Genomic DNA, 23,797 nt, shown 5'->3' with positions numbered 1-23,797 from the left:
CAATACTTAAAAACAGTGTTACAAATTGTAGGATATAAAAGCAAAAAGCCATGCCTAAGTAATTAGGCATGGCTTTAATAATTAACGCATTAGATTAAGCTTGTGCTTTCTCTTTGCTATCTGCACTTTGTAAAAGTTTACGAACTGGAATAATCAGTGCAGCAAGAACAACAGCACAAATAACCAGAGCGATAGAAACATGAGAGAAGAAATCAGGCATTACATCCAGTTTGTCTGGACGGATATTTCCACCCATTAAACCTGCTGCCAAATTACCTAATGCACTTGCACAGAACCATAATCCCATCACCTGACCGCGCATTTTAGCTGGCGCTAAAATAGTCATTGTGGCAAGCCCAATTGGGCTTAAGCATAATTCACCTAATGTCAGTAATAAGATACTGCCAATTAACCAAAGTGGTGAAACGCCTTGTCCTGTTGCAATAACGCTTTCAGATGCAAACATCATGACGGTAAAGCCACCCGCTGCAAATAAAATACCAATCACAAACTTAGTCATACTGCTTAAATTCATATTCTTACGTGCCATCATTGGCCATAACCAGCTAAATACAGGTGCAAGAATAATAATAAACAGGGCGTTAACAGACTGGAACCAAACTGCTGGGATCTCAAAACCCATAAAGTTTAAGTCAGTGTAGTCGTTGGCAAATAAGTTAAATGATGTTGGTTTTTGTTCGAATGCAGACCAGAAAAGGGCTGCTGAAACCAATAAGAGGAAACAAACAAATAAGCGAGAACGGTCACTACTACTTAATCCAGCAAATAGGAATAAATAGATAAAATAAGCGATAACACTACCTGAAATTACATAGACCATAAAGTTAGCCACAACAACTGGGTTAAAAGGAATAACACCAGAAATAATAAGACCAACAATTGCTATAAGAACGACAGATAACGCTAAGATCCATTGACCGACATTACGACGAACAACGGTTGGGCGATCCCAACTTGAATCTAAACCGACTTCGCTATCAAAGCGACGCATGGTAGGTACTGCGTAAAAGCGGAAAATCAGTAACGCAACAAGCATACCAATCCCACCGATACCGAAGCCCCAATGCCAGCCATAATCACGTACTAAGAAACCCGTGATGAGTGGTGCAATAAATGAGCCCATATTGATACCCATATAAAATAAGGAGAATCCACCATCACGGCGAGTATCATCCCTTTTATATAAGGTTCCTACCATCACAGTTACGCAGGTTTTAAATAGCCCTGTCCCCAATACAATCAGTAATAAACCGATAAAGAACAGATCTTGTGACCAAAACGCTGAAAGTGCGATGGATAGGTGCCCTAACGCAATAAAGATAGAGCCATACCATACAGCTAGGCGCTGGCCTAACCAGTTATCAGCCAGCCAACCTCCTGGTAGCGATGTTAAATAAACACCGCCTGCGAAAATACCCACAATAGCAGATGCCTGCTCTCTGGGGATTTCCATGCCACCCTCATAAACGGTTGCCGCCATAAATAGAATTAATAATGGGCGAATACCATAGAAAGAAAAGCGTTCCCACATTTCGGTGAAGAAAAGGGAGCTTAATGGATATGGGTGGCCAAAGAAAGTTCGGCTAGATTTTGAGTGAGTAGATTGCATCTTAAATTCCCAAAAAAAACCTCTACAGGTCGTTTGCAAGTAAAAAGAACAAAATATCAGCTAGTGGCGAAACAAAATTATTTCATTCTGTTATCAATATCCACTGCATTTAATTAATATATTTTTAACATACTTTTGTCAGAATTTAGTGACTAAAAGTATATTTAATACTTTATAAACCATTTTTTGGTGCAAAAGTCGATAAAAATCTCATTTTGCAATAGTTAACCTTGCAATTTTTTGAAAAAAGAGGACAAGAAGATTTTATAGGTCTTAACAAATAGGTGGCAAGAATATTCTTAATAAACAATAAATTACAAAAAATAGAATAAAAAAAATAACAATTAGGCCTTTAAATGTAAAAGTGTAATTTTTTGAAGAAAAAAAACTATTAACTAATCTAATTTGTAGATTTTTTGACTACTTTTCTTGTGGTGTTCTAAAGCTTAACCAAGAATAAATTAGATTAAAAAAGACAACGGCTGCGGTGAAATAAAAAACAGCTCTAAATCCATAGCTTGCAGCGACAAAAGCCCCCATTAACGGTCCTGTAACATTTCCAACATCTCTTAGTGCTTGGTTATAGCTGAAAATTCGACCCGCAATAACAGGGGTAATGTTATAAAGAATAAGCGTTTGTACCGCAGGTAACATGGCTGCGTTGACCGCCCCAAGTAAAAAACGTAGCGCGCCAAGCTCCCAATAACTACTGACTAGTGCCATTGGAATTAACATAAAAATAGAGAGTCCGAGGGTAAAAAGAAGGACTTTATCAGGACCAATTCGGTCACCTAATTTACCAAAACGAGGTGCGCTAATAAGTGCAGCAATACCGGGTACCGAGGCGACAACACCACTAATAAAGGCAAGGTTGCTAACTGAACCTGTTAATTCACGAATATAAAGTGTCAAAATAGGCGTAACAGAGCCCGTTGCTACTTGAATGATCATCGTAGTGAAAAATAGGCATACAACAAGTCTTTTATTTTTAAGTGATGAGAATACCTGTTTGGTGGTCAGTGCGTCTTTTTTAGAAACAGGTGTAAAGTTTTCACTTACAAAAAAAAGGGTGACTAAAAAGCAAATAAATAAAACGGCAGAAGTAATAAAGAATACAGGACGTAAACCATAGAGGTCGGCAAGCATACCGCCAATTAAAGGACCTATTAATGCGCCACTCACTGCGCCTGTTGAAAGTGTTCCTAATGCCCAGCCGCTTTTTTTAACTGGAACTTGAGTGGCAATTAACGCATTTGCATTCGGAACAAAGCCACCTAATATACCCAGCAAGGCTCGCAGTACTAATAATTGCCATATATTTTGAGCAAACCCAATTAATACCATCACAATCGCCATACCAAGGGCAGAACGTAGCAGCATTAATTTTCGGCCTTTTCTATCTGATAATTTTCCCCAAAAAGGTGCTGCAATGGCAGAAAAAAGGAAAGTAATACTAAATGCAACACCTGTCCAAAGGTTAAGCTCTTCGTGATCGGTTATACCCAATTCTTCTACATATAAAGGAAGAAAGGGCATGATCAAACTAAAACCGGCGCCAGTTAAAAAACAGCCAAACCAGACAATATAGAGATTACGTTTCCAAGAGTTATTTCGGGGCTTGAGATCCATGTTACTCCTTTAGCCGAGAACGAGAGAGTAAACCAAGAAAATAGACTGACAATAACCGTAGCGATGTTGAGCGTGGCAACAACAAGTCGGTTTTCTTATTTTATGATGAATAAGAATATAGCCATGATACAGAATAAGTGCGATAGGTCTTGCTCTTATAATGTGTTTTGCAGGAGTTTATAGCTTACACTGTTATTGATTTTATTATTGTTATTTCAGTGCATTATAATATAACAAAGTGGCTGTTTTATTTCAAAACAGCCACTTTGTCGTTAGTGTACTTAGTGTACTTTTTTTATTTCGTTATATAAAGAAGCGTCACCTTCTGGACGAGTTTTAAAGCGACGATGTAACCACATATATTGGTCTGGCGCGCGTAAAATCTCTTGTTCAACGACTTTATTCATCGCCTTCGCGCTATTTTCCTCATTATCAATAGGAAAATCAGCAACAGGTGGCGATATAATTAATTCATAACCCTTGCCTTCAGGTAAGCGTTTTGGGGTAAATGGAATTAATGCGGGCTTGCTCGTTTTTGCCAGAATATAAGTTCCCGTTGTTGTTGCCGCTTTATCAACTGCAAACAAAGGCACAAAAACACTTTTACGAGGACCATAATCATGGTCAGGTGCATACCAAATAATTTCACCTGCTTTTAAACTACGGATCATGCCTTTGACATCTTTTCTGTCAATCATAAATTTATTAGAACGTAATCGACCCCATGTTTGTAGCCAGTCCATAACGGGATTATCGTTAGGGCGGTAAACGCCGACTCCAGGGTTATAAATACCAAAAATCCTAGCACCAAGTTCAAGTGTTAGAAAATGGATGCCAATAAGTAAGATCCCTTGTCCTGAGTCTTTAACCTTTTGGATATTTTCAAGCCCGCTGACTTTAAACCAACGTTTGACACGCCATTCTGGCCAAAACCACGCCATACCTGTTTCGAATAATCCCATACCAACAGATTCAAAATTTTTATTAACTAAGGCTTCTCGCTCACTTTTCGGCATCTGTGGAAAACAGAGCTCAAGATTACGTTCCGCTATTTGGACGCGTTTTTTTAAAAAAACTTTCGAAAAACGGCCTAGGCGCGTACCTAGCCAATAAATGACAGGATAAGGAAGGAGAACCAGAATATAGAGTAATCCGATCCCGAACCAAGTCAGCCAATATTTAGGCTGCAAAAATGATTTTTTAAATGGAGGTGACTTTATCATAAGCCTATCTATTTACTATTTTTCCAATGAATATCTTATATTGTGACACTTTTTGGTGCAGATCAGAAATTTTGTCATAAATTAGGTGAAATTATTTCGATGCCTTGTAATGCCGTCACCAATTCGGCAATATTTTTAGCTGCCATTTTGTCCATCACTTTTGCTCGATGAACTTCGACAGTTCTTATTGAAACACAAGCAACTTCTGCAATTTCTCGGTTCATTAATCCTTGAATAACATAATAGGCAATATCTTTTTCTCTTGGGGTTAATGAAGCATAACGGCGACGAATATCATGTGCGGTAAAACGCGTATTGGTTTCAAGAAATGCTGCATCTAAAGCAGATAACAATGCATTGCTATCAACGGGTTTTTGTAGAAAGTCGATAGCTCCTTTTTTGATCTCTTCAACTGCCATGGGGATATCGCCATGACCAGTTAAAAAAATCACAGAAAGGGTGCTGTGCTTATCAATTAAATGCTGGTGGACTTGCCTGCCATCGGGTTTTGGCATTCTCATATCTAACAATACAACACCTTGCTGATAGAGATTGACATTGTTGATAAAGAACTCGCTATCATTCCAGACATGGGCTGAATAACCTAAGCTTTCTAATAAAAACTGACAAGCATCAGTGACAGCAAGATCATCATCAACAAGATGAATTATTGGCATTTTTTCTCCGTTATTTATTTTTGTTAGGGAAAATAAGTGTGATTTTTATTCCAACTTTATTTTGTTCATTCTTTTGGTTTTCAATATGAATATCAGCACCTTGAGAAAGCAATAAACGTTGGCAAATCACCAAACCTAACCCAAGTCCTTCCGTTTTTGTTGTTTGGAATGGGGAAAAGGGCTGTTCAAGTTGGCTGTGGCTCATTCCACCCGCATCATCTTCAATGACTATAAGTAACCTATCAGGAGCCTTATGGGTGCTAATTTTTAGTTCGTTAGCGCCAGCTTGGAGACTGTTGGTGATTAAATTCGATAAAATTTGCTCTAATAATGTTTCGGGTAAACACAGGGTATCATGTTCATCAATATGGGTGATCAGTGAAACCTGTGGGTATTTGTCTTCTACACGTAAAAGTTTCCAAATATGTTGGATACACTCTGCAATATTTTGATGAGAAAGCAAAATAGTATCAGTGTTAGGTGTTTGTTTTCCAACCCATAAACGCAGATTTCTAATGATATCAGCGCCGCGTTGCGCCTGCTTATCTATTTGTTGCAATGCAGGTAGCAATGGGTGCGATTCATTCTCTCTTTTGAGGCGAATAACGCTCCCTTGCGCATAGCTTTTAATAGCAGAAAGTGGCTGATTAAGCTCATGAGCAAATCCTGATGCCATTTCTCCCAATATATTTAAGCGTTGAGCGTGTTCTAACTCTTCTTTTTGCTGTCTTAATCGATTGTGAGCGTGTTCCAGTTGGCGACTACGACGCCTAACTAAATAGCTGATCCAGACTTGGTTTAGGATGAGAAAAAGGATAGCAGCCAATGAAAGACCAATAATAAATTGGTGCTGAATAGCCCAACTTTGCGCATCTTGCCAAAGCTGTCTTTGGCGAGGATGTTGGTTGACTTCCCTTAATAACTTTTCAACTTGTGTATGTGAAGCAGGGGCTCCCCATTTCATCGGTTTACTATCATCGGTGAGTAAAACGCGAGTGACTTTATCAACAAGTTCATCAGGTACAGTATCTAGTGCTGCGAATGACCAATTAGGGTAGAGCGGTGTACTGGTTAAACATGGCGTATTGGTTTGATAGGAAATCAAGGGGCGGTAATCACTTTTACGAATAAGCCCTTCGCTATCCATATTTTCCAGTAAACAGACGGGAATAATTGCTGCATTAATATCTTCATCTCGTAATAGATAAAGTAAAGCATCAGCCGGAAAACCCGTGAAACGCAATGTGAAATCTTTATCAGGATCAATACCGTCTTCTCGTAGCGCTTTGTAACCTAAAAGATAGCCGCCAAAGGCATCAGGGGCAATGGCGCCAACGCGTTTTCCGATTAATTCATGTGCAGAAGTAATCGGGCTATCGTTACGGACGAGAATTAGGCTCCCAATGACATTTCGTGTCGTGTTATCAGGCTCATAGCCAGAACGTAAAGAGAGCAACCAGCGTAATGGAAATGCATTATCTAATTGAATAAATTGCGCAGGATTTGTGAGTAAGAAATCAACACTTTTCTTCGCAACTGCTAATTTCATCTCCTCCAGATTTAATGGCATTAACACAAAATTTTCTGACGGAAATTGTTCATTTAATGTATCAACAAGTGGATGCCAGTGTCTTTGAGTGGACGCATCACCACGTAGTGCTAAAACACCGATTGTCCACTCTTTTGCTGTGGCTTGTAGAGGAAGTACAAAAAAGAGCAGTAATAACCCGATACTTACTGCGTTTCTTATCCCAATTGTCTGTTTTATCGTCATAAATATCTAATGTTAAATATTGTCTTGGATCAAGTTCGCACTTGGTATGTGGTAAACCACAATAGGTGTCATCTTCAGTAATTTTTACAATGCACTTATAACAAAACACATACTTTTTAATTTCTATTTCCTTCACTCATAGTGAGATTGTGTTATTGAGTGATGCTGGAGACAAATATGGATCTTGGAAAACGAAAATTTTTACAACAATTAGGGGTCCTTACTGCAGGTGCTTCACTGGTTCCTTTAGCTGAAGCCGGCATTAAATTATCACCTGAGCGTCGTGAGGGCTCGGAAGATAAACGCTACGGTATGCTGATTGATTTACGCCGTTGTGTAGGATGCCAGTCCTGTACTGTGAGCTGCAACATCGAAAATCAGACGCCTCAAGGACAATTTAGGACGACAGTAAACCAATATCAGGTTGCTATCAAGGGGCAAGAGGGGATAACCAACGTCTTACTGCCTAGATTGTGTAACCATTGTGATGAACCACCTTGTGTGCCAGTTTGTCCTGTTCAAGCGACTTTCCAACGTAAAGACGGCATTGTCGTCGTTGATAATGAACGTTGTGTCGGTTGTGCTTATTGTGTTCAAGCATGTCCTTATGACGCCCGTTTTATTAATCACTCAACACAAACAGCAGATAAATGCACTTTCTGTGCACATCGCCTCGAAGTTGGATTATTGCCTGCGTGCGTTGAATCTTGTGTTGGCGGTGCTCGTATTATCGGCGATATGAAAGATCCTAATAGCGCTATCAGCAAAATGCTACGTACACATGAAAAAGAGCTTAAAGTATTAAAACCAGAAAGCGGTACATTGCCACAAGTTTTCTATCTCGGCCTCGATGATGCATTTGTACAACCGTTAGCAGGTCAAGGACAACCCGCATTATGGCAGCAGGAGGTTCACTCATGATCCCGCAAATTTCTCAAATTCAAGAAGTCATCGCGATCCCTCAAGAATATTTTTGGTTACCTTGGGCTGTGCAATATTTCTTTTTTATCGGTATTGCTTGTAGTGCAACGCTTTATGCGTGCTGGCAGTGCTGGAAAGGCGGTGCAGGTAATCAACGTTTAGAAGCGGTTGCTGTCTTTATTGCGGTAACCGCTGGCATTACGGCACCTCTTGCTTTAACGGCAGATTTACACCAAACAGCACGCGTGTGGCATTTCTATGCTTATCCAACACCGTGGTCTTGGATGGCATGGGGATCACTATTACTGCCGTTGTTCTCAGTATTTAGCATGCTTTACTTTGCTGCGATGGTCGTTCGTCTAGTCTGGAAGCGTGAATACAAATTAACTCGTTGGGTAGCATTAGCTTGCTCATTAACTGCAATTGGTTTGCTGTTATATACAGGTCGCGAAGCCTCTATCTTAAAAGCAAGACCTGTGTTGTATACCTACTGGTTACCAATACTGTTGTTCTTTAGTGCAATGCAAGTACTACCGACATTACTCGCATTAGGCACACGTCGTGAACCTGTACATCAGCGTGAATTAGCGATGTGGTTTGTGAGTTCACTGATGTTATTAGCAGTATGTACGGGCTTTTGGGTTGCAGGCGATACGATTTCAGGTCAGGCAATTAGAGAACAATTAGTAATGGGAAGCCTTGGCTGGTGGAGTGCCATGGGCGTTATCGCTCTATGGAGTATCTCTGTTGCGATGGGACTTTTGATGGCAAAACAAGTACGTTCGGTTGCGTTTATTACCATCATGGCATTTGTATCAATGGGACTTGCGTGGGTATTACGTTGGTTGATGTTGATGGGTGCTCAATACATTCCAAAATATAACATAATTACAAACCCTTATGAGTTTACGCTAGGTAATGATGGATTGATGGCAATTGTTGGTACATTTGGATTGTGGATAGCGTTAACTATTTTATTTAGAGAAAGTATTCGTTGGGTTGTCAGGAGAGTGCAGCATGGCTAAGTTTACAAGACGTCAATGGCTTAAAGGTGGGTTAGTTATCGGTGGTATTGCCGCATTTGCTGCCAGCTACCGTGATGTTGCTAAACGTGCCATAGATGGTTTAGTTGATGGCACATCAGGCAAAGTGACACTTGATAGGATCAACGGAAACTCTTTATTACCCGAAGGTAAAGTTGTAAAAGACGCAAAATGGCAAGCGAATACAGAGCAATCTGTTTGTATGACGCAATGTTTTGGGTGCTGGACACAATGCGGCGTTCGTGCCCGTGTTGATAGAGCCAATAATAAAGTTTTACGTATTGCAGGTAATCCTTATCACCCACTTTCTCATGACCATCATTTTGGCTATAACATGCCAATTAAAGAAGCATTTGAAAAAATGGGTGGTGAAAGTGGTTTAGAAAACCGCTCTACTGCGTGTGCTCGTGGTGCAACCATGATGGAAAGCCTTGATAGCCCAACACGTATTCTTGAGCCGATGAAACGCGTGGGTAAGCGCGGTGAAGGTAAATGGAAGCGCATTAGTTTTGAGCAGTTGATCCAAGAAATTGTTGAAGGTGGCGATCTCTTTGGTGAAGGCCATGTTGATGGTTTACGTACCATTCGTGATTTAGATACTTTAATCGATCCAAAGCAACCCGCTTTAGGCCCTAAAGCTAACCAATTATTAATGACAAATGCGGGTGATGATGGGCGAGATACGTTTATTCGTCGCTTTGCTCAAAACTCATTTGGTAGTAAAAACTTTGGTGCTCATGGCTCTTATTGTGGATTGGCGTACCGTGCTGGCTCTGGTGCGTTAATGAACGATTTAGATAAAAACGCCCACGTTAAGCCTGACTGGGATTACGTTGAATTTGCACTGTTTTTAGGAACATCTCCAGCACAATCAGGTAACCCATTTAAGCGTCAAGGTCGTCAGTTAGCTAACGCACGTATTCGTGATTCGTTTAACTATGTGGTTGTTGCTCCTGCTTTACCTTTAACAACAACATTAGCTAACGATCATGGACATTGGGTTCCAGTTCAACCGGGAACGGATGCCGCTTTAGTTATGGGGATGATCCGCTGGATCATTGAAAACAATCGTTACAATGCAGAATATCTGTCAGTACCAAGCGAAGTTTCAATGAAAAATGTGGGTGAGAAGAGCTGGACGAATGCGACCCACCTTGTGATCAGTGATGAAAAACATCCTTTGTCAGGACAAATGCTGACAACTGCACATTTTAATGATGTTGCAGAAGGGGAAGAGCAAACCTTGGTTTTATCACTTGAAGGTGAATTAGTTCCATCGACCCAAGTTAATAAAGCACAATTGTTTGCTACGCATACTGTGACATTAAAAACGGGTGCTACCGTTACGGTTAAATCAAGTTTCCAATTACTTGATGAAGCGGCTAAACGTATGACACTGGCAGAATATAGTGAGCGTTGTAAAGTACCAGAAACAACAATCGCTGCATTAGGTCGTGAATTTACCGCTTATGGCCGAAAAGCGGCGGTTATCTCTCATGGCGGTATGATGGGCGGTAATGGTTTCTATACTGCATGGAGCGTGATTATGCTTAATGCGCTAATAGGTAACTTAAACCTTAAAGGTGGAGTATCTGTTGGTGGCGGTAAGTTTAATGGTGCAACCGATGGGCCATGTTACAAAATGGATAGCTTTAAAGGTAAAGTTAAACCAAAAGGCATGGTGTTATCACGCAGCAAAGCAGCCTATGAGAAATCTGATGAATACCGTGAGCGTATAGAGAAAGGGGAATCCCCATATCCAGCAAAAGCACCTTGGTATCCGTTTGCTGCTGGACAATTAACTGAGCAGCTAGGCTCTGCATTAGCAGGTTATCCTTATTCATTAAAAGCATGGATAACGAATATGACCAACCCTATTTATGGGATTGCGGGTATTCGCCAAGTGATGGAAGAGCGCTTGAAAGATCCGAAGCACCTACCTTTGATTATTGGTATTGATGCTTTTATGAATGAAACAACAGCGTTGGCAGATTATATTGTTCCTGATACGCATAACTTTGAGAGTTGGGGATTTAGTGCGCCTTGGTCTGGTGTTCAAACTAAAGCAAGTACAGCACGCTGGCCGATTGTTGAACCTCGTGTTGCAAAAACAGCTGATGGTCAGCCAATTTCAATGGAAACATTCTGTATTGCTGTTGCAAAAGCCTTAGATTTACCAGGCTTTGGTGAGAAAGCAATCGAAGATATGGATGGTAACTTCTATCCAATCAATAGTGCAGAAGATTACTATTTACGCGTTGCCGCTAATATGGCGTTTATGGGGGAAAAACCTGTTGCCCCTGCAACCAATGAAGATATTTTATTAAGTGGTGTAGACCGTATTTTACCTGCGATAACATCAACATTAAAAAATGAAGAAGTTCTTCAAGTTGCGTATATCTATACACGAGGGGGTCGTTTTGCCCCTTATGACAAAGCGTGGAATGGTGAAGAAACGGGGCCTCAGTGGAAAAAACCATTACAAATCTGGAATGAAGAAGTGGCTAAAAACCATCATGCAATAACAGGTGAACGTTATAGTGGTTGCCCGACTTATTATCCACCACGTTTATCGGATGGTAGTGATATTCATCAGCATTATCCTGAAGAGCAGTGGCCATTAAAATTGATGTCCTTTAAGTCTCATGTGGTGAGTAGTTCAACAGGCATGATCCAGCGTTTAAGAATGGTAAAACCGAGTAACTTAGTCGCAATTAATCCTCAAGATGGTAAAAAATGGGGTGTTAATCATGGTGATAAAGTTCGCATTGTTACACCCGGTGGACAAGTGGAAGCTGAGATTAGTTTACTTGATGGCGTAATGCCGGGCGTTTTAGCGATTGAACATGGATATGGGCATCAAGAGTTAGGCTCTCGTCAGCATTATTTAGATGAACAACCATTACCGATGGATAAAGGCATTGGCAACGGTATCAACCTTAATGATTTAGGGTTTGCTGATCCAACACGTCAAATCACTAATACATGGTTAGATTGGGTATCTGGTGCATCTGTGCGTCAAGGTTTACCTGCTAAGATTGAGCGCATAGTTTAATTATCGATTTGGTATTTTAAATAATCACTTCACTCTTTATTAAAAGAAGAGTGAAGTGATTGAATAACAAATCAGTTTACTTTATCTTTTATAAGATAGAGCTATATCAGTTTAATTATTTTAATATCATATGTATCCTACATACATAGTATTATAATAAATTTAAGGTGGTCAGCACGCATATTAGCCACCTCATTTACAGGGAGTAATAATAGGAATTGGATTCCTTTTTTCTTCTGTTTATTTTTTTTATTGAAATGTAATAGGATTATTTCTCATATATGTATTTTAAAATATTATATATGAAAAATAATTCAATTCGATTTTTCACATTAATTTTTTCGGTAATATGCCTTTTGTGTGAATATACTGTACTACTACTAATGGATAGTTTTTTAGCAATTTGATGATTAGGTATTTCATTCATCCAATAATTAATAATTTTTTGTTCTTGTGAACTAAAAATAGAACATAATGAATGTTTATAGGTCGGAAAGTAAACTTGGCATCGAGAAGTGAACAAAGATGTCTTTTCAAGCACCCAAGGAAGTATCTTCTTCGGAAGGATAAAACAGTTATTTGTCAATGCGATAGGTCTTTCTTTGTCTGGATAGTTAGCATCAATATAAAGATAAAGCCGACAGCTTCTTGTTGAAATAAAAAAAAGTTGCAAGTGCGGGCAATGTGCTACTTCTCGACAATATCTTGTGAGATCAATAAATATAATATCTGGCATTGAGTGATTAATATAATTATTGGCTTCTTGTATAGATGATGTGTCAATTATCTCATGTCTTACATTTCTCTTCGAAAAATAATGTTTTATACCATTACGAGTAAAAAAACATTCATCAATAATTAATACTTTCACAAATAACTTCCTTGTTTGTAGCTGTTTTAATTTATTAAAATAAAGATAACCTTATTTTATGTCAATTCGGCTTATATGTTATTTTTCTGAAGATATATCGAATAAAAAGGTTATGATTATTTTTTCATTAAATGAAAGTTGATTTATTAATATCGACAATTATTTGCATGCAGTAAGAGCTGGTTTATATATTGATATAAATAATATGTGATAGGGGATTGTAGAGAGATAAAATGAGAACAGGAGTACCAAGTACTCCTGTTTTACGTTCGCTAACTTTTCTAGATCTTTTTATTAATGTTTGGTGTTGTCTGAAACAGAATCTTCAGATGATTCAATTTTATCAATGCCAGCTTGAAGAATATGAATCAACTGCTTAGCTATGTCTGTTGTGAGCCAAAGTGTCTTATCTACAACTGCATTTTCTGGATGATGTTCGTTTTCAGGAAGATAATGTAAACGCAACATCATGGCATCGTAGATGTCAACGGTACTGATGTCCCAGCCTACAACAGGATGTGTCTGAATAACTTCATTTTTTCTACTCATAATACCTCCTAATCATACAACCGGTTTTGACTAAGAGAGAAGCTCCCACACAAAGTGGTTACTTTTCAGTATACGAGATTTATCGTGATTAAAAAGATAAATTTTGGTTATAACAAAAAAATGTGTACTGGCTCTGATAAAAGAGTAATGCACCATTAACAGTCGAACAAATGTTATATGGTGCATTTTAGATATATATCAAGGGGGAGAATTAATCGACAGTGATATCCCAATGAATATTTTCATTCGCTAAGAAAGGAATAAGCGCTTCATTACCACAAAGGATTTGTGCTGGAGCCTCAACAGTTTTTTCAGTTAATGTGATTGTCCCTTCATTAACGGGTAAACCATAAAAACGTGGACCATTTAGAGAACAGAAGGCTTCAAAGTGTTGTAATGCATTGAGTTCTTTAAATACGGTTGCGTAGGCTGCCAGTGCGGTTGGTGCATTAAATACCCCGGCACAACCACAAGATGATTCTTTGCGGTGTTGTAAGTGAGGTGCTGAATCTGTACCTAAGAAAAAGCGAGAGTTTCCTGATGCAACTGCTTCTCTTAGTGCTTCTTGGTGAACGTTGCGTTTAAGAATAGGCAAGCAATATAGGTGAGGTTTAACACCGCCAACCAACATATGATTGCGGTTAAACATCAAATGTTGCGGAGTAATGGTAGCACCGAGAAATTCATTTCCTTCTAATACATACTGAGCGGCTTCTTTAGTTGTAATATGTTCAAAAACAATCTTTAGCTCAGGAAATTGCTTGCGTACAGGAGACATAACGCTATCGATGAAACGTGCTTCTCTATCAAAAATATCAATGCTTGAAGCAGTTACTTCGCCGTGGATCAGCAATGGCATACCGATTTTTTCCATCACACTTAAGATTGGATAAATCTTTGTGATATCGGATACACCATGACTTGAGTTAGTTGTTGCATTCGCAGGATAAAGTTTACAAGCAGTAAAAACACCTTGTAAGAAACCTTGCTCTACTTCTGAAGGCAATGTGCTATCTGTTAAATAGCAAGTCATTAACGGTTCGAAGTTATCGCTGGCAGGAATAGCCGCTTTGATGCGATCACGGTAAGTGCGAGCCGCTTCAATCGTTGTAACAGGTGGAACAAGGTTTGGCATGACAATAGCTCTGCCAAAATAGCGACTGGTATAAGGAACAACAGTTTTTAGCATGTCATCATCACGAAAGTGAACATGCCAATCATCAGGACGGCGAATAGTGAGGGTGATAGGTTGTGCAGTGGTCATATACCGGCTCCGTGTGTCTTAGGAAAATCGAAAGATCAAGGATTGGATTGGACTAGATAGTCAAGCCGGAAACGAATGCTAATACGAAAACGATTAAATAGCTACCATTTAATCGTATTTTTTTATTATGTTTTTGAAATTATGTAAGGTGAAACAGAGAATAAAATCAAGAGGTTATGAGGGTGACACAAAAAGAAATGGCTCCTCCAACTGGACTCGAACCAGTGACATACGGATTAACAGTCCGCCGTTCTACCGACTGAACTATGGAGGAACATCATTAAGTGGCGTGTATCATATAGTGGGTGATTTGATATGTCAAAGGACAATCGACGATATTTGTTTAAGTGCATAGATAAACAACATATTGTGTGTTTCTAAAACAGATAATCTAATAATGAGGTGGTGAACTCGTTTAAATGGCTATTTTTTTCACACTGAAGAATAAAAATAAAGATAAAAAATAAAGAGATAACGTATTTGAGACCATGTTGGGCTTTGAAAAATAAAATAGATAGAAAAATGAGAAAGGTATTGATAATAGAGAAGGTGGAAAGCAAAAAGCCCGCACTGTAATAGCGCGGGCTTTTCTAAATTTGGCTCCTCCAACTGGACTTGAACCAGTGACATACGGATTAACAGTCCGCCGTTCTACCGACTGAACTATGGAGGAAGCGAGTTCTCGTGAGAACGAGACGAATAATAGCGAGGGTGATGAACTTTGTAAAGTAAAAAAAGTGAAATAATAGTTTAAGTGGTTAAAAAATAACTAATTTATAGTTTTTAAATCAAATAAGGTGGTTTTACGTTTAAAAAACAGTCAATAGAACTATGTTGATTGAAATAGTTTTATAAAAAGGTGTTTTTTTATTGATGATTTTGAGTTAACACAGAACAGAAATAACAGATGCATAAGATGAATATGTAGAGGATACAAAGGAAATAAATAAGAAATAGAGGAATAAAAATCACTGATGAGTAGAAAGCAAAAAGCCCACACTGTGATAGCGTGGGCTTTTCTAAATTTGGCTCCTCCAACTGGACTTGAACCAGTGACATACGGATTAACAGTCCGCCGTTCTACCGACTGAACTATGGAGGAAGCGAGTTCTCGTGAGAACGAGGCGAATAATAGCTATCCTCGCTCACCTTGTAAAGTAAAAAAAGGAAAAAAATAACCGTTTGCTCAAGAGTGCATCAGATTGTTTCTTTTTTGACAAAAATGTATAAAAAATAAATGGTTATCAATAGAAATAATATTCGAAATTTCATTTCTACTCGCTGAAATGTGTCTTACATTGGAAAGAAAAGATAAAGCGTTTTTTTAAAAGAAAGTTTTTCATACTGTTTAGTTATACAATCTGACGAATTTAAAGACTAATTGAAGATCCCGAGACGATGGATACTACGAATTTATCAGTACCGATGGTATTAGAGTTTGAGCAATTTAAAAAAACACTTCTTCTATATACAAAAGATAAAGAAGGGGGATGGGATACCTCTGTTTCTGGTTTAGCGTTATGTCGGTATACTTCTATTACAGAGTCTGAAGGCTGGATGTATGAACCCAGTTTGGCTATTGCTGCACAAGGTGCAAAGCAAATAACGATAGGGCTAGAGACAAACTGTTATCGTCCTATGAATATGCTTTTAACATCATCAGATATACCTACTTTTGCTAAAGTCTGTGAAGCGTCAAAAGAAACGCCTTTTTTAGCAATGTTGCTAAAATTAGACCTCGCTCTATTACCTGAACTGCTAGCTGAAAATAAGTTTGAATTACTACAAGAAAATAACGAGATCAGCGCTCAACAAATTGTTCAAGCAACCGCGCCAATTTTACAAGCAGTAACAAGGCTTATAAAACTAATAGATACACCAGAAGATGCACCTTTTATTGCACCTTTGATCCAAAAAGAGATCCTTTATTACTTATTAAGATCGAATGATGGTGCGCGTCAGCAACTGTTAGCATCACAACATCCTCAGTGTCGGCAAATTAGTCATGCGCTTGATTGGATTAAACAACATTATCACGAAACAATTCGGATTGAAGATCTTACAACGTTAGTGGGTATGAGCACCTCATCATTTCATTTTCACTTTAAAAAACGAACTGGCATGACGCCGTTGCAATATCAAAAGTGGTTACGGCTGAATGAAGCAAGAAGGATCATGCTGATTGAAATGAGTGATGTTTCTAAAGCAGCATTTATCGTCGGTTATGAAAGCCCCTCACAATTTAGCCGTGAATATCATCGATTATTTGGTTTATCACCTTTAAAAGATATTCAACGATTAAAAGAATCAGAAACTGAAACGGTATCTTTGGATTATTAGGCAAGAATAATGGAGAAATGAGTTAAAGCAGTGATGAGTAATTGCGTTACAGTTTGCTTATTAAATATGTGTATACAAGGAGTTTAGAAGTGACTAACGTTTTTATTATTAATGCTGCAAAAGAGTTTGATGGTTCTGAAGGGAAACTCAACGATCATTTAACGCAAGTCGCCACAGATTTGTTGTCTTCGCATCAGATAAATGTGCAATCAACACGCATTGATGATGGTTATGATAATAACGAAGAAGTTGATAAATACTTATGGGCCGATGTCATTATTTATCAAATGCCAGCATGGTGGATGGAAGGCCCTTGGATCTTAAAAAAATACATTGATGATGTATTTAGTGCTGGGTACGGCAAAATGTATATTGATGATGGTCGTACACGAAAAGATCCTTCGAAAAAATATGGTTCGGGTGGATTATTACAAGGCAAAAAGTATCTTCTTTCTGTAACTTGGAATGCACCTTTTGAATCTTTTGAAGAACAAGAACAGTTCTTTGAAGGAAAAGGGATTGATGCTGTCTATTTTCCATTCCATAAAGCGAATCAATTTTTAGGTATGGAAGGATTAAAAACCTTCGGAATGTTTGATGTGGTGAAACAACCGCAAATTGAGCAAGATGTTGACGCGTATAAAAAACACCTAAAACACGAAATTGTTGGAATAGCAGGTTAGGTCTTTATCGTACTAGATATAAATTAGCTATTTATTAATCAAGCAAGATAACGATACAGATTGGATTTAGGTAGCTGATTTAGATGATAAGAATGTAGAAAGCAAAAAGCCCGCACTGCAATAGCGCGGGCTTTTCTAAATTTGGCTCCTCCAACTGGACTTGAACCAGTGACATACGGATTAACAGTCCGCCGTTCTACCGACTGAACTATGGAGGAAGCGAGTTCTCGTGAGAACGAGGCGCATAATAACGATGATATATCAGAGTGTCAACGTTAAAAGTGGATTAAATATCTGTTTGGTTGGTTTATCAACAAAGTGGCTAAATAATAGAAGTTATTCTCCGTGTTTTTGTGTGTAACACGGAGGATCAATTAGGTTTGAGGGGATAATTGTGATGCTGAAATTGATTGTTGTACGGGATCAAATGCCATCAGGTACACATCGTAAAAATGAATTTCTTGTTTTTTACTAATAATCTCGCGAATGTCTTCTTTTATTTGTTTAGATATTGCAGGGTGCTGGTGAATTTCATTTATGGCTTCATCAGAGAGTTTTTCAAAGGTATACCATTCACCGTTATAGCAAACTCTCAAATCGAGAACACCAATATCTTCAAATTTATAGATAGGTTTTATATCAAATAACAAGATACCTGCCATAACTAAGAACATGACAGTAAAGAGAATGAGCGAGATAACACCAAAGTAAGGTGAATAAATTAATAACGCAGCGAGCAATATATAAGAGAGAACCATGCTGATACATAACCAGATATGGTTTTTTAAAAACTGACTATTAAAATGTGGTTTCCCGTCTCTTTTTTCTGCTGTATTGATCCGGTCTAAATCACGCTCTAAGATTTCTTTTAATACATTCATTGTAAACACCTTAAGAGATGAATGTTGCAAACTTGTTTCTTATTACTAGATTATCACGGGGACAAGATAAGCGGGTAGAACAGTTTTTTTAAATTCTGGTATTAACTGTTATTGTTAGACCATTAAGAATATTCTTAGTCATTGTTAATAATAGAGATAAAATATCAAATAAATTTTATGCACAGTGATAAAAATAGAGGAAGAATTGTATTTTTAATGTGCAATTCGCATTTTTTTAATCTTTAGACGCATAAAACTATTGCTATTAAACTTGTCTCATGCGTTAATGAGTAAGGCCTCAATACAGACCTGATTTATGATTGACATTCTAAGTTAATGAGTTTTAAACAGCATCGCTTTTTGACCGTTTTCTTCATGTGTGCCCATAAGTTATAGGTAGTTCAGGCCAGTAGATGCCGAGAAGGCAACGTTTTATTGATATATAGGAAAGTCACATGTCTGACAAAATGAAAGGTCAAGTTAAGTGGTTCAACGAGTCTAAAGGCTTTGGTTTTATTACTCCAGCAGACGGAAGCAAAGACGTATTCGTTCACTTTTCTGCCATTCAAGGTAACGGTTTCAAAACTCTGGCTGAAGGTCAGAACGTAGAATTCACAATTGAAAACGGTGCAAAAGGTCCAGCAGCTGCTAACGTAACAGCTCTGTAATTTAAAGCCTTTTAAAAATTTTCTTCAAGCCTGTCACCTTATGGTGGCAGGCTTTTTCTTTATGGGTAAAATAAAGAAAAAGAGAATGATAATATTTATCAGGAGAGAAAATGCAGGTTAATGATAACGTTGTTGTGAAAACTGATGGTATTGACGATCGTGAAGGAACTATCCTACTTATTGAAGAATTTAATGAAGGCATAATGTATTTAGTATCACTCCCTGAATATCCAAAAGGAATTTGGTTTTTTAATGAAAAAGAGGGCGGTGAAGGAACATTTGTTAGACCAATACAGCAAAAGTGACTGACGTTTAGGTACGGTTCATTTACATTTTCAAATCAGCTACTTATACTTTTGCCAAATTTTAGTTAGGAGAAAACATAGTGGAGACAGAAAGTTGTAGGTTAATGATAACCCCATTAACTGAGAATAATTTTATTCAAAATAATAGGTAAGCTGTTTTCTTCACTAAAACTGCTTACCATTTTGGTGGGCAGTGCATTGTAATATTCCTTTCTTATATATTCCTATTATGCACTTACCCAAATAATTTCCCTTATGCCGCTAACATAAGAAGGGTAACTTCATGTGCTACATTTTTTTCTCTTTATTTCCTCCACCTAAGGCGATGAATTAATTTCAACACTCTGAACTATCAGAGCAAAATTTTCATATCGATTTTAATCATCATGTAGAGGAAATAAACATGACGATGACGCCTTATATTTTAAATCTCATGATTGCAATGTGTCTTGGTGCTTTGATTGGTGCTGAACGTCAATGGCGACAAAGAATGGCCGGTTTAAGAACAAATGCTTTAGTTGCAACCGGTGCCGCTGTTTTTATTTTAAGTTCAATAGAAACTTCGCCAGATAGTCCCGGTCGGATCGCAGCTCAAGTTGTTTCAGGTATTGGATTTCTTGGTGCTGGTGTGATCATGCGTGAAGGAATGAATATACGTGGACTTAATACTGCCGCAACGCTTTGGTGTTCAGCAGGAATTGGCGTGTTATGTGGTCTAGGTTTATATCAATTGGCAACTATAGCAACACTTCTTATTCTTTGTGCGAATATCTTACTACGAGAAGCAGCTCAGCGGATAAACGCTCAGCCACAACATCAAGCAATAGATATAGAACAACGCTACTCAATACGAATTATTTGTCATGAAGAAGATGAAGTTTTAGTTAGAACACTCATTTTACAAGCAATAAATGGATTACATGTTCGATTACAGTCTTTAAGCAGTGCTGATACATTGATGCCTAGTCAGCTAGAAGTGTGTGCTGAATTGCTAGCAACACCTGCCGAGCAAAAAGAGATAGAAGCGATTGTTTGCAGAGTAAGTTTAGAAAAGAGTGTCAGTGCAATTAATTGGAAGATAGCGGCAGAGCATCCTGCTTGACGGATCTTTTTAAGATAATGTCTTTCTAATCGAGGTGCCCTATATTGAATATAGGGCGCTTTTTTGTCGTATAGAGACTAGATAGATATCAAATTACAAAATTATTTCAAAAAGGAATATGAATATTGATAAAAGTTATAAAGAATATAACTTTGTAATTTGTAAGTAATAGATCTGTCATATTTCAAGCTGTTGTGTAGCCGATAATGTTTATTCGCACCAGCCACATGTTTTGTCTGTTCTTAGTAAACCATTCATTTTTGCCTATCTAAGTCTCAAATTATTAAGAGCATCAACATAATACTTAATTCTAAAACTCGCTTCTCTGATGAGAATAATGAGATCTTAATCATGGACTACGTATTATTACTGATATATAGAAATAAAGTATTTTGTTCATGTAATTATTATTTTTTGTAACTATTACTTTATGGAATAAAAAATAGAAAAATGTGCTCAAAAAAACTAATTAAAATACGCAATAGGGTGGGATATATTCATTTTCGTTTTAATAAAAACAAACATTTTTACCTAAATTGATTAATATACAATTATTTGTATTGTGGTTAACCCGTATATAATGAGTTATGAATGAAAAATGTTGAACAGAGTTTGGATGTATTTGACGTTATTTCTCATCTTTATTAATCGCTCTTTTTAGACTGATTTGATTTATCTCTGTTTATTTTGTTTTTAATAAACAGGAAAAACTAAAATCAAGTAAGCGATTGCTACCCATAGTTTGCTTATTAAATGAGGTACTTAGGAGTATTGTAGGACAAAAAATCGTTATTAAGGGGCTTAGCGCAGTATAGAATTTTGGGGAAAAAGCGGTGTTTTTCATTGATTATATTGGATTTTTTTTTAATACCTAAATTATACTCTCAAATTATTTCAATGTATTTGGCGAAAATTTTATCAATATTTTCTATTATATTTAATTTAAGTGTGATTTTTTGAGTAATATTTTTAATTTAATCAAATTAGACTTTCAAAAAATGAGGAAGAATTCAGGAAAACGGTGAGTTTAGACCGCTACAGTAAAGCTGATGAATTGCTGTGGTATGTTGTTTGTAATCACTAATCAATTATGAATGAAAATCTTTTGAAAAATTGTAGGATTTTTTGTAAAGGTCATGTAGAAAAATTGATACCAATAAGTAATCTTATAATAAGAGTAGAAAAACCACACCACTCTTTCCATTCAATAAAATAATAATTTCAAAATTATATTGTTTATAAATTTGTCAAGGACGTAAATCTTACTTATTACAGAAGGAGAATTATCTTAGTATGAAATAGATGCGTCATTAGTATTTGCTGTGAAAATATATATAAAGGATAATTGTGGCTCCGATCTTTTTCGATTTACCAAAAATGATAAAAAAACTATAAGAGGAACACTAATTTAAAAAATTGCTGGTATAAAAGGGTGAACAATCATTTCATGTTTGCTTACTAAAAAACGATGTAACTCATTTCAACAGAACTGAAAGCAATACACAAAGTGTTTGCATTCACACCATGAATAATCTCAATTATTACTTTTGAAAAATACGGTTACAATATTTTTCAAAACCTTCATTTTCCAAAAATTTAGAACACATTTGAGATATAGAATACTAAGCTCTGTTATTGGTTTTTAAGACTAATCTAATAAATGAGATATAAGTCTTGATTATTTAGATACATCAATATTTTTATTAGGTTTTGATAGAGAGGAAAAGTCTTTTTAAACGTAAAATTACTCATAAAAAGGCTAATAAGATGAGTCAAATTAGTGGTTAGAATAGAGGAATATTTAGAGATATATTTTAGCGCTTTAAGTAAAGATATACCGATATTTGAATCTTTATACTCTCTAAGCCCATCAACATCAACTTTTGTTAAGTAATGGTGTTGTTACTAAGTCAGCACTTTTGGCTCTGTAATGTCTTGATACTTGTGCTAGCTAGGTTGAAAAAAAGAGGCTAACCGCATGATAAGAGGGAAAGTGAAACAATGCTCATCATTGGTAAGAGTAAAACCAATTACTGCTAGGGGCTGTTTTGGGCTAAAAGGTAACATTTGATATTCTTTAGTTCACACTAATGCTAATAGAGTAATCAATAAGATGTTATTTTGATCATATTTGTTTTCCTGCCTTTACATTGAAAAAGTTGATGTGTACAAGTGTTAACTTTAGGTTGCCATATTTGCCATTACAGCCGTTTATTGTGCGGAGATAATGCTGATAACAGGAAAAAACAGAATTTATATTTTGCCTTATTATTTTATGAATTAATTACTTTGTATTGGAGATCTTGGGATCTTTTTTTTATGAAATTGAAATTTATATTTCAAAAAGTGTCTTTTTTTATAAAAAAAAGTGTGGTTATATAAGACATGATTTATAAGCCTGCTTTTTTTCTCTTATTTTTTTATTGGTTATTATATTTTTAATTAATTGTAGATTATTTTATTAATATATATCTATATTCAGTGAAAAATAAGAGAGTTTTAATTTGATTTTTTATATTAATAAATTATGACTTTATTTTATAAAAAAATGCTTGTTTTTTTAAATTTAACTTAAGTTAAATGTTGTATTATTTTTATATTCCATAATTAATTGATAATTAAATTACGGTTTTTTTTATTTAATTAAATAAAAAGTATTCTTTTGTTTTTATATTAAACTTGTGGCAATTTTAAATTTAAATTGTTCAAAAAATACACCGCAATTCATAAATAAAACTTACTTATATGTGGATATTATTTCTCTGTGACTAATTTACAGCCAATAAAACTCTTATTAAGAGTTCTGTAATTTAAGTGTTAAATAGTGCCTAATAATCATTAATTAAATTTTATTATTACGGTTGAAACTTTAATAATGTGGAAATAAATATTCAATGATTTAAGGGGGAAGATGCATAACTAAGAATTTAATTTTATATGACTTATCGTTCTGCTTAATAAATACATCAAATTATCACATTGATTTTAAAGGATAATTTAATTTGTAAAATAATAAAAAAATTTAGGATAACTATAAATAATTAGAATGGGTTGTTTTTTAAACAAATTGTAAATAAAAAGTGATCATTTCTGAAGGTTTACGTAAATGATGAAAAAAATAATATCTATAGAAATACTTATTAAATTTGGGGGGCTTGTTTAGATAAAGATGAGGAGGAGAT

The 23,797-nt window shown here is 36.5% G+C and carries 17 protein-coding genes and 4 tRNA genes; 8 read left to right on the top strand and 13 right to left on the bottom strand.

Annotated elements, in window-relative coordinates:
* Positions 1-94: 94 nt before the first annotated feature.
* From F1325_RS11985 to ttrS, 5 genes are all read right to left on the bottom strand, one after another.
* Positions 95-1,630 (bottom strand): peptide MFS transporter, encoded by a 1,536-nt coding sequence (locus tag F1325_RS11985; protein ID WP_099075795.1) that lies wholly within the window; start codon positions 1,628-1,630, stop codon positions 95-97.
* 420 nt (positions 1,631-2,050) lie between these two features.
* Positions 2,051-3,259 carry a multidrug efflux MFS transporter MdtG gene (mdtG, locus tag F1325_RS11980; protein WP_109373821.1) on the bottom strand — a complete coding sequence of 403 codons (1,209 nt, stop codon included), beginning with the start codon at positions 3,257-3,259 and terminating at the stop codon, positions 2,051-2,053.
* 281 nt (positions 3,260-3,540) lie between these two features.
* A complete protein-coding gene (locus F1325_RS11975) occupies positions 3,541-4,482 on the bottom strand; it encodes a Kdo(2)-lipid IV(A) acyltransferase (protein WP_109373820.1) in 942 nt (313 codons plus the stop codon).
* Positions 4,483-4,556: 74 nt separating this feature from the next.
* Positions 4,557-5,159 (bottom strand): tetrathionate respiration response regulator TtrR, encoded by a 603-nt coding sequence (gene ttrR / locus F1325_RS11970; protein WP_109373819.1) that lies wholly within the window; start codon positions 5,157-5,159, stop codon positions 4,557-4,559.
* A gap of 10 nt (positions 5,160-5,169) precedes the next feature.
* The gene (gene ttrS, locus F1325_RS11965) at positions 5,170-6,933 is read right to left on the bottom strand and encodes a tetrathionate respiration histidine kinase TtrS (protein WP_109373818.1); all 1,764 of its coding nucleotides are present in this window, start codon (positions 6,931-6,933) and stop codon (positions 5,170-5,172) included.
* Between the two features lie 177 nt (positions 6,934-7,110).
* Here ttrS and ttrB point away from each other — a divergent pair, with 177 nt between their 5' ends.
* From ttrB to ttrA, 3 genes are read left to right on the top strand one after another with little or no spacing between them, the layout of a single operon-like run.
* Positions 7,111-7,854, top strand: coding sequence for a tetrathionate reductase subunit TtrB (gene ttrB / locus F1325_RS11960; protein WP_160230505.1), 744 nt, complete (start codon positions 7,111-7,113; stop codon positions 7,852-7,854).
* Positions 7,851-8,879, top strand: coding sequence for a tetrathionate reductase subunit TtrC (gene ttrC, locus F1325_RS11955; RefSeq protein WP_109373817.1), 1,029 nt, complete (start codon positions 7,851-7,853; stop codon positions 8,877-8,879). Before ttrB ends, ttrC begins: the two co-directional genes overlap by 4 nt.
* Entirely contained in the window at positions 8,872-11,952 is a 3,081-nt protein-coding gene (gene ttrA, locus F1325_RS11950) for a tetrathionate reductase subunit TtrA (protein WP_109373816.1), read from the top strand. Before ttrC ends, ttrA begins: the two co-directional genes overlap by 8 nt.
* Before the next feature lie 268 nt (positions 11,953-12,220).
* Here the strand turns inward: ttrA and F1325_RS11945 are convergent, their stop codons facing one another.
* The 6 genes from F1325_RS11945 to F1325_RS11920 form a co-directional block, all read right to left on the bottom strand.
* Complete coding sequence (locus tag F1325_RS11945) at positions 12,221-12,823, bottom strand: response regulator transcription factor (protein WP_160230504.1); 603 nt, start codon at positions 12,821-12,823, stop codon at positions 12,221-12,223.
* A 294-nt stretch (positions 12,824-13,117) separates the two neighbouring features.
* On the bottom strand, positions 13,118-13,372 hold the full coding sequence (gene bssS / locus F1325_RS11940; protein WP_064720401.1) for a biofilm formation regulator BssS: 255 nt from the start codon (positions 13,370-13,372) through the stop codon (positions 13,118-13,120).
* A 211-nt stretch (positions 13,373-13,583) separates the two neighbouring features.
* The gene (gene pyrC, locus F1325_RS11935) at positions 13,584-14,636 is read right to left on the bottom strand and encodes a dihydroorotase (RefSeq protein ID WP_109373814.1); all 1,053 of its coding nucleotides are present in this window, start codon (positions 14,634-14,636) and stop codon (positions 13,584-13,586) included.
* 198 nt (positions 14,637-14,834) lie between these two features.
* Positions 14,835-14,910, bottom strand: a tRNA-Asn gene (locus F1325_RS11930).
* Between the two features lie 323 nt (positions 14,911-15,233).
* Positions 15,234-15,309, bottom strand: a tRNA-Asn gene (locus F1325_RS11925).
* A 353-nt stretch (positions 15,310-15,662) separates the two neighbouring features.
* Positions 15,663-15,738: transfer RNA gene (locus F1325_RS11920), tRNA-Asn, on the bottom strand.
* Between the two features lie 296 nt (positions 15,739-16,034).
* Between F1325_RS11920 and F1325_RS11915 the strand changes: the two genes are divergently transcribed.
* Positions 16,035-16,976: an AraC family transcriptional regulator gene (locus F1325_RS11915; RefSeq protein ID WP_232805435.1), complete on the top strand. Its 942-nt coding sequence runs from the start codon at positions 16,035-16,037 to the stop codon at positions 16,974-16,976.
* A gap of 89 nt (positions 16,977-17,065) precedes the next feature.
* Complete coding sequence (locus tag F1325_RS11910; protein ID WP_160230503.1) at positions 17,066-17,659, top strand: NAD(P)H-dependent oxidoreductase; 594 nt, start codon at positions 17,066-17,068, stop codon at positions 17,657-17,659.
* A 142-nt stretch (positions 17,660-17,801) separates the two neighbouring features.
* Here the strand turns inward: F1325_RS11910 and F1325_RS11905 are convergent.
* A tRNA-Asn gene (locus tag F1325_RS11905) sits at positions 17,802-17,877 on the bottom strand.
* Positions 17,878-18,033: 156 nt separating this feature from the next.
* The gene (locus F1325_RS11900) at positions 18,034-18,540 is read right to left on the bottom strand and encodes a YlaC family protein (protein WP_109373813.1); all 507 of its coding nucleotides are present in this window, start codon (positions 18,538-18,540) and stop codon (positions 18,034-18,036) included.
* Between the two features lie 455 nt (positions 18,541-18,995).
* Between F1325_RS11900 and cspE the strand changes: the two genes are divergently transcribed.
* From cspE to F1325_RS11885, 3 genes are all read left to right on the top strand, one after another.
* Positions 18,996-19,208, top strand: coding sequence for a transcription antiterminator/RNA stability regulator CspE (gene cspE / locus F1325_RS11895; RefSeq protein ID WP_004243573.1), 213 nt, complete (start codon positions 18,996-18,998; stop codon positions 19,206-19,208).
* Positions 19,209-19,318: 110 nt separating this feature from the next.
* Positions 19,319-19,513: a protein DsrB gene (gene dsrB, locus F1325_RS11890; RefSeq protein WP_099075784.1), complete on the top strand. Its 195-nt coding sequence runs from the start codon at positions 19,319-19,321 to the stop codon at positions 19,511-19,513.
* A gap of 403 nt (positions 19,514-19,916) precedes the next feature.
* Entirely contained in the window at positions 19,917-20,615 is a 699-nt protein-coding gene (locus F1325_RS11885) for an MgtC family protein (RefSeq protein WP_109373812.1), read from the top strand.
* Positions 20,616-23,797: the final 3,182 nt, after the last annotated feature.

Origin of the sequence: Proteus columbae (genome assembly GCF_009914335.1) — a bacterium.
Lineage (GTDB): Bacteria > Pseudomonadota > Gammaproteobacteria > Enterobacterales > Enterobacteriaceae > Proteus.
The sequence above is the reverse complement of the archived record's forward strand: the minus strand, read 5'-3'. Positions and strand labels throughout refer to the sequence as shown.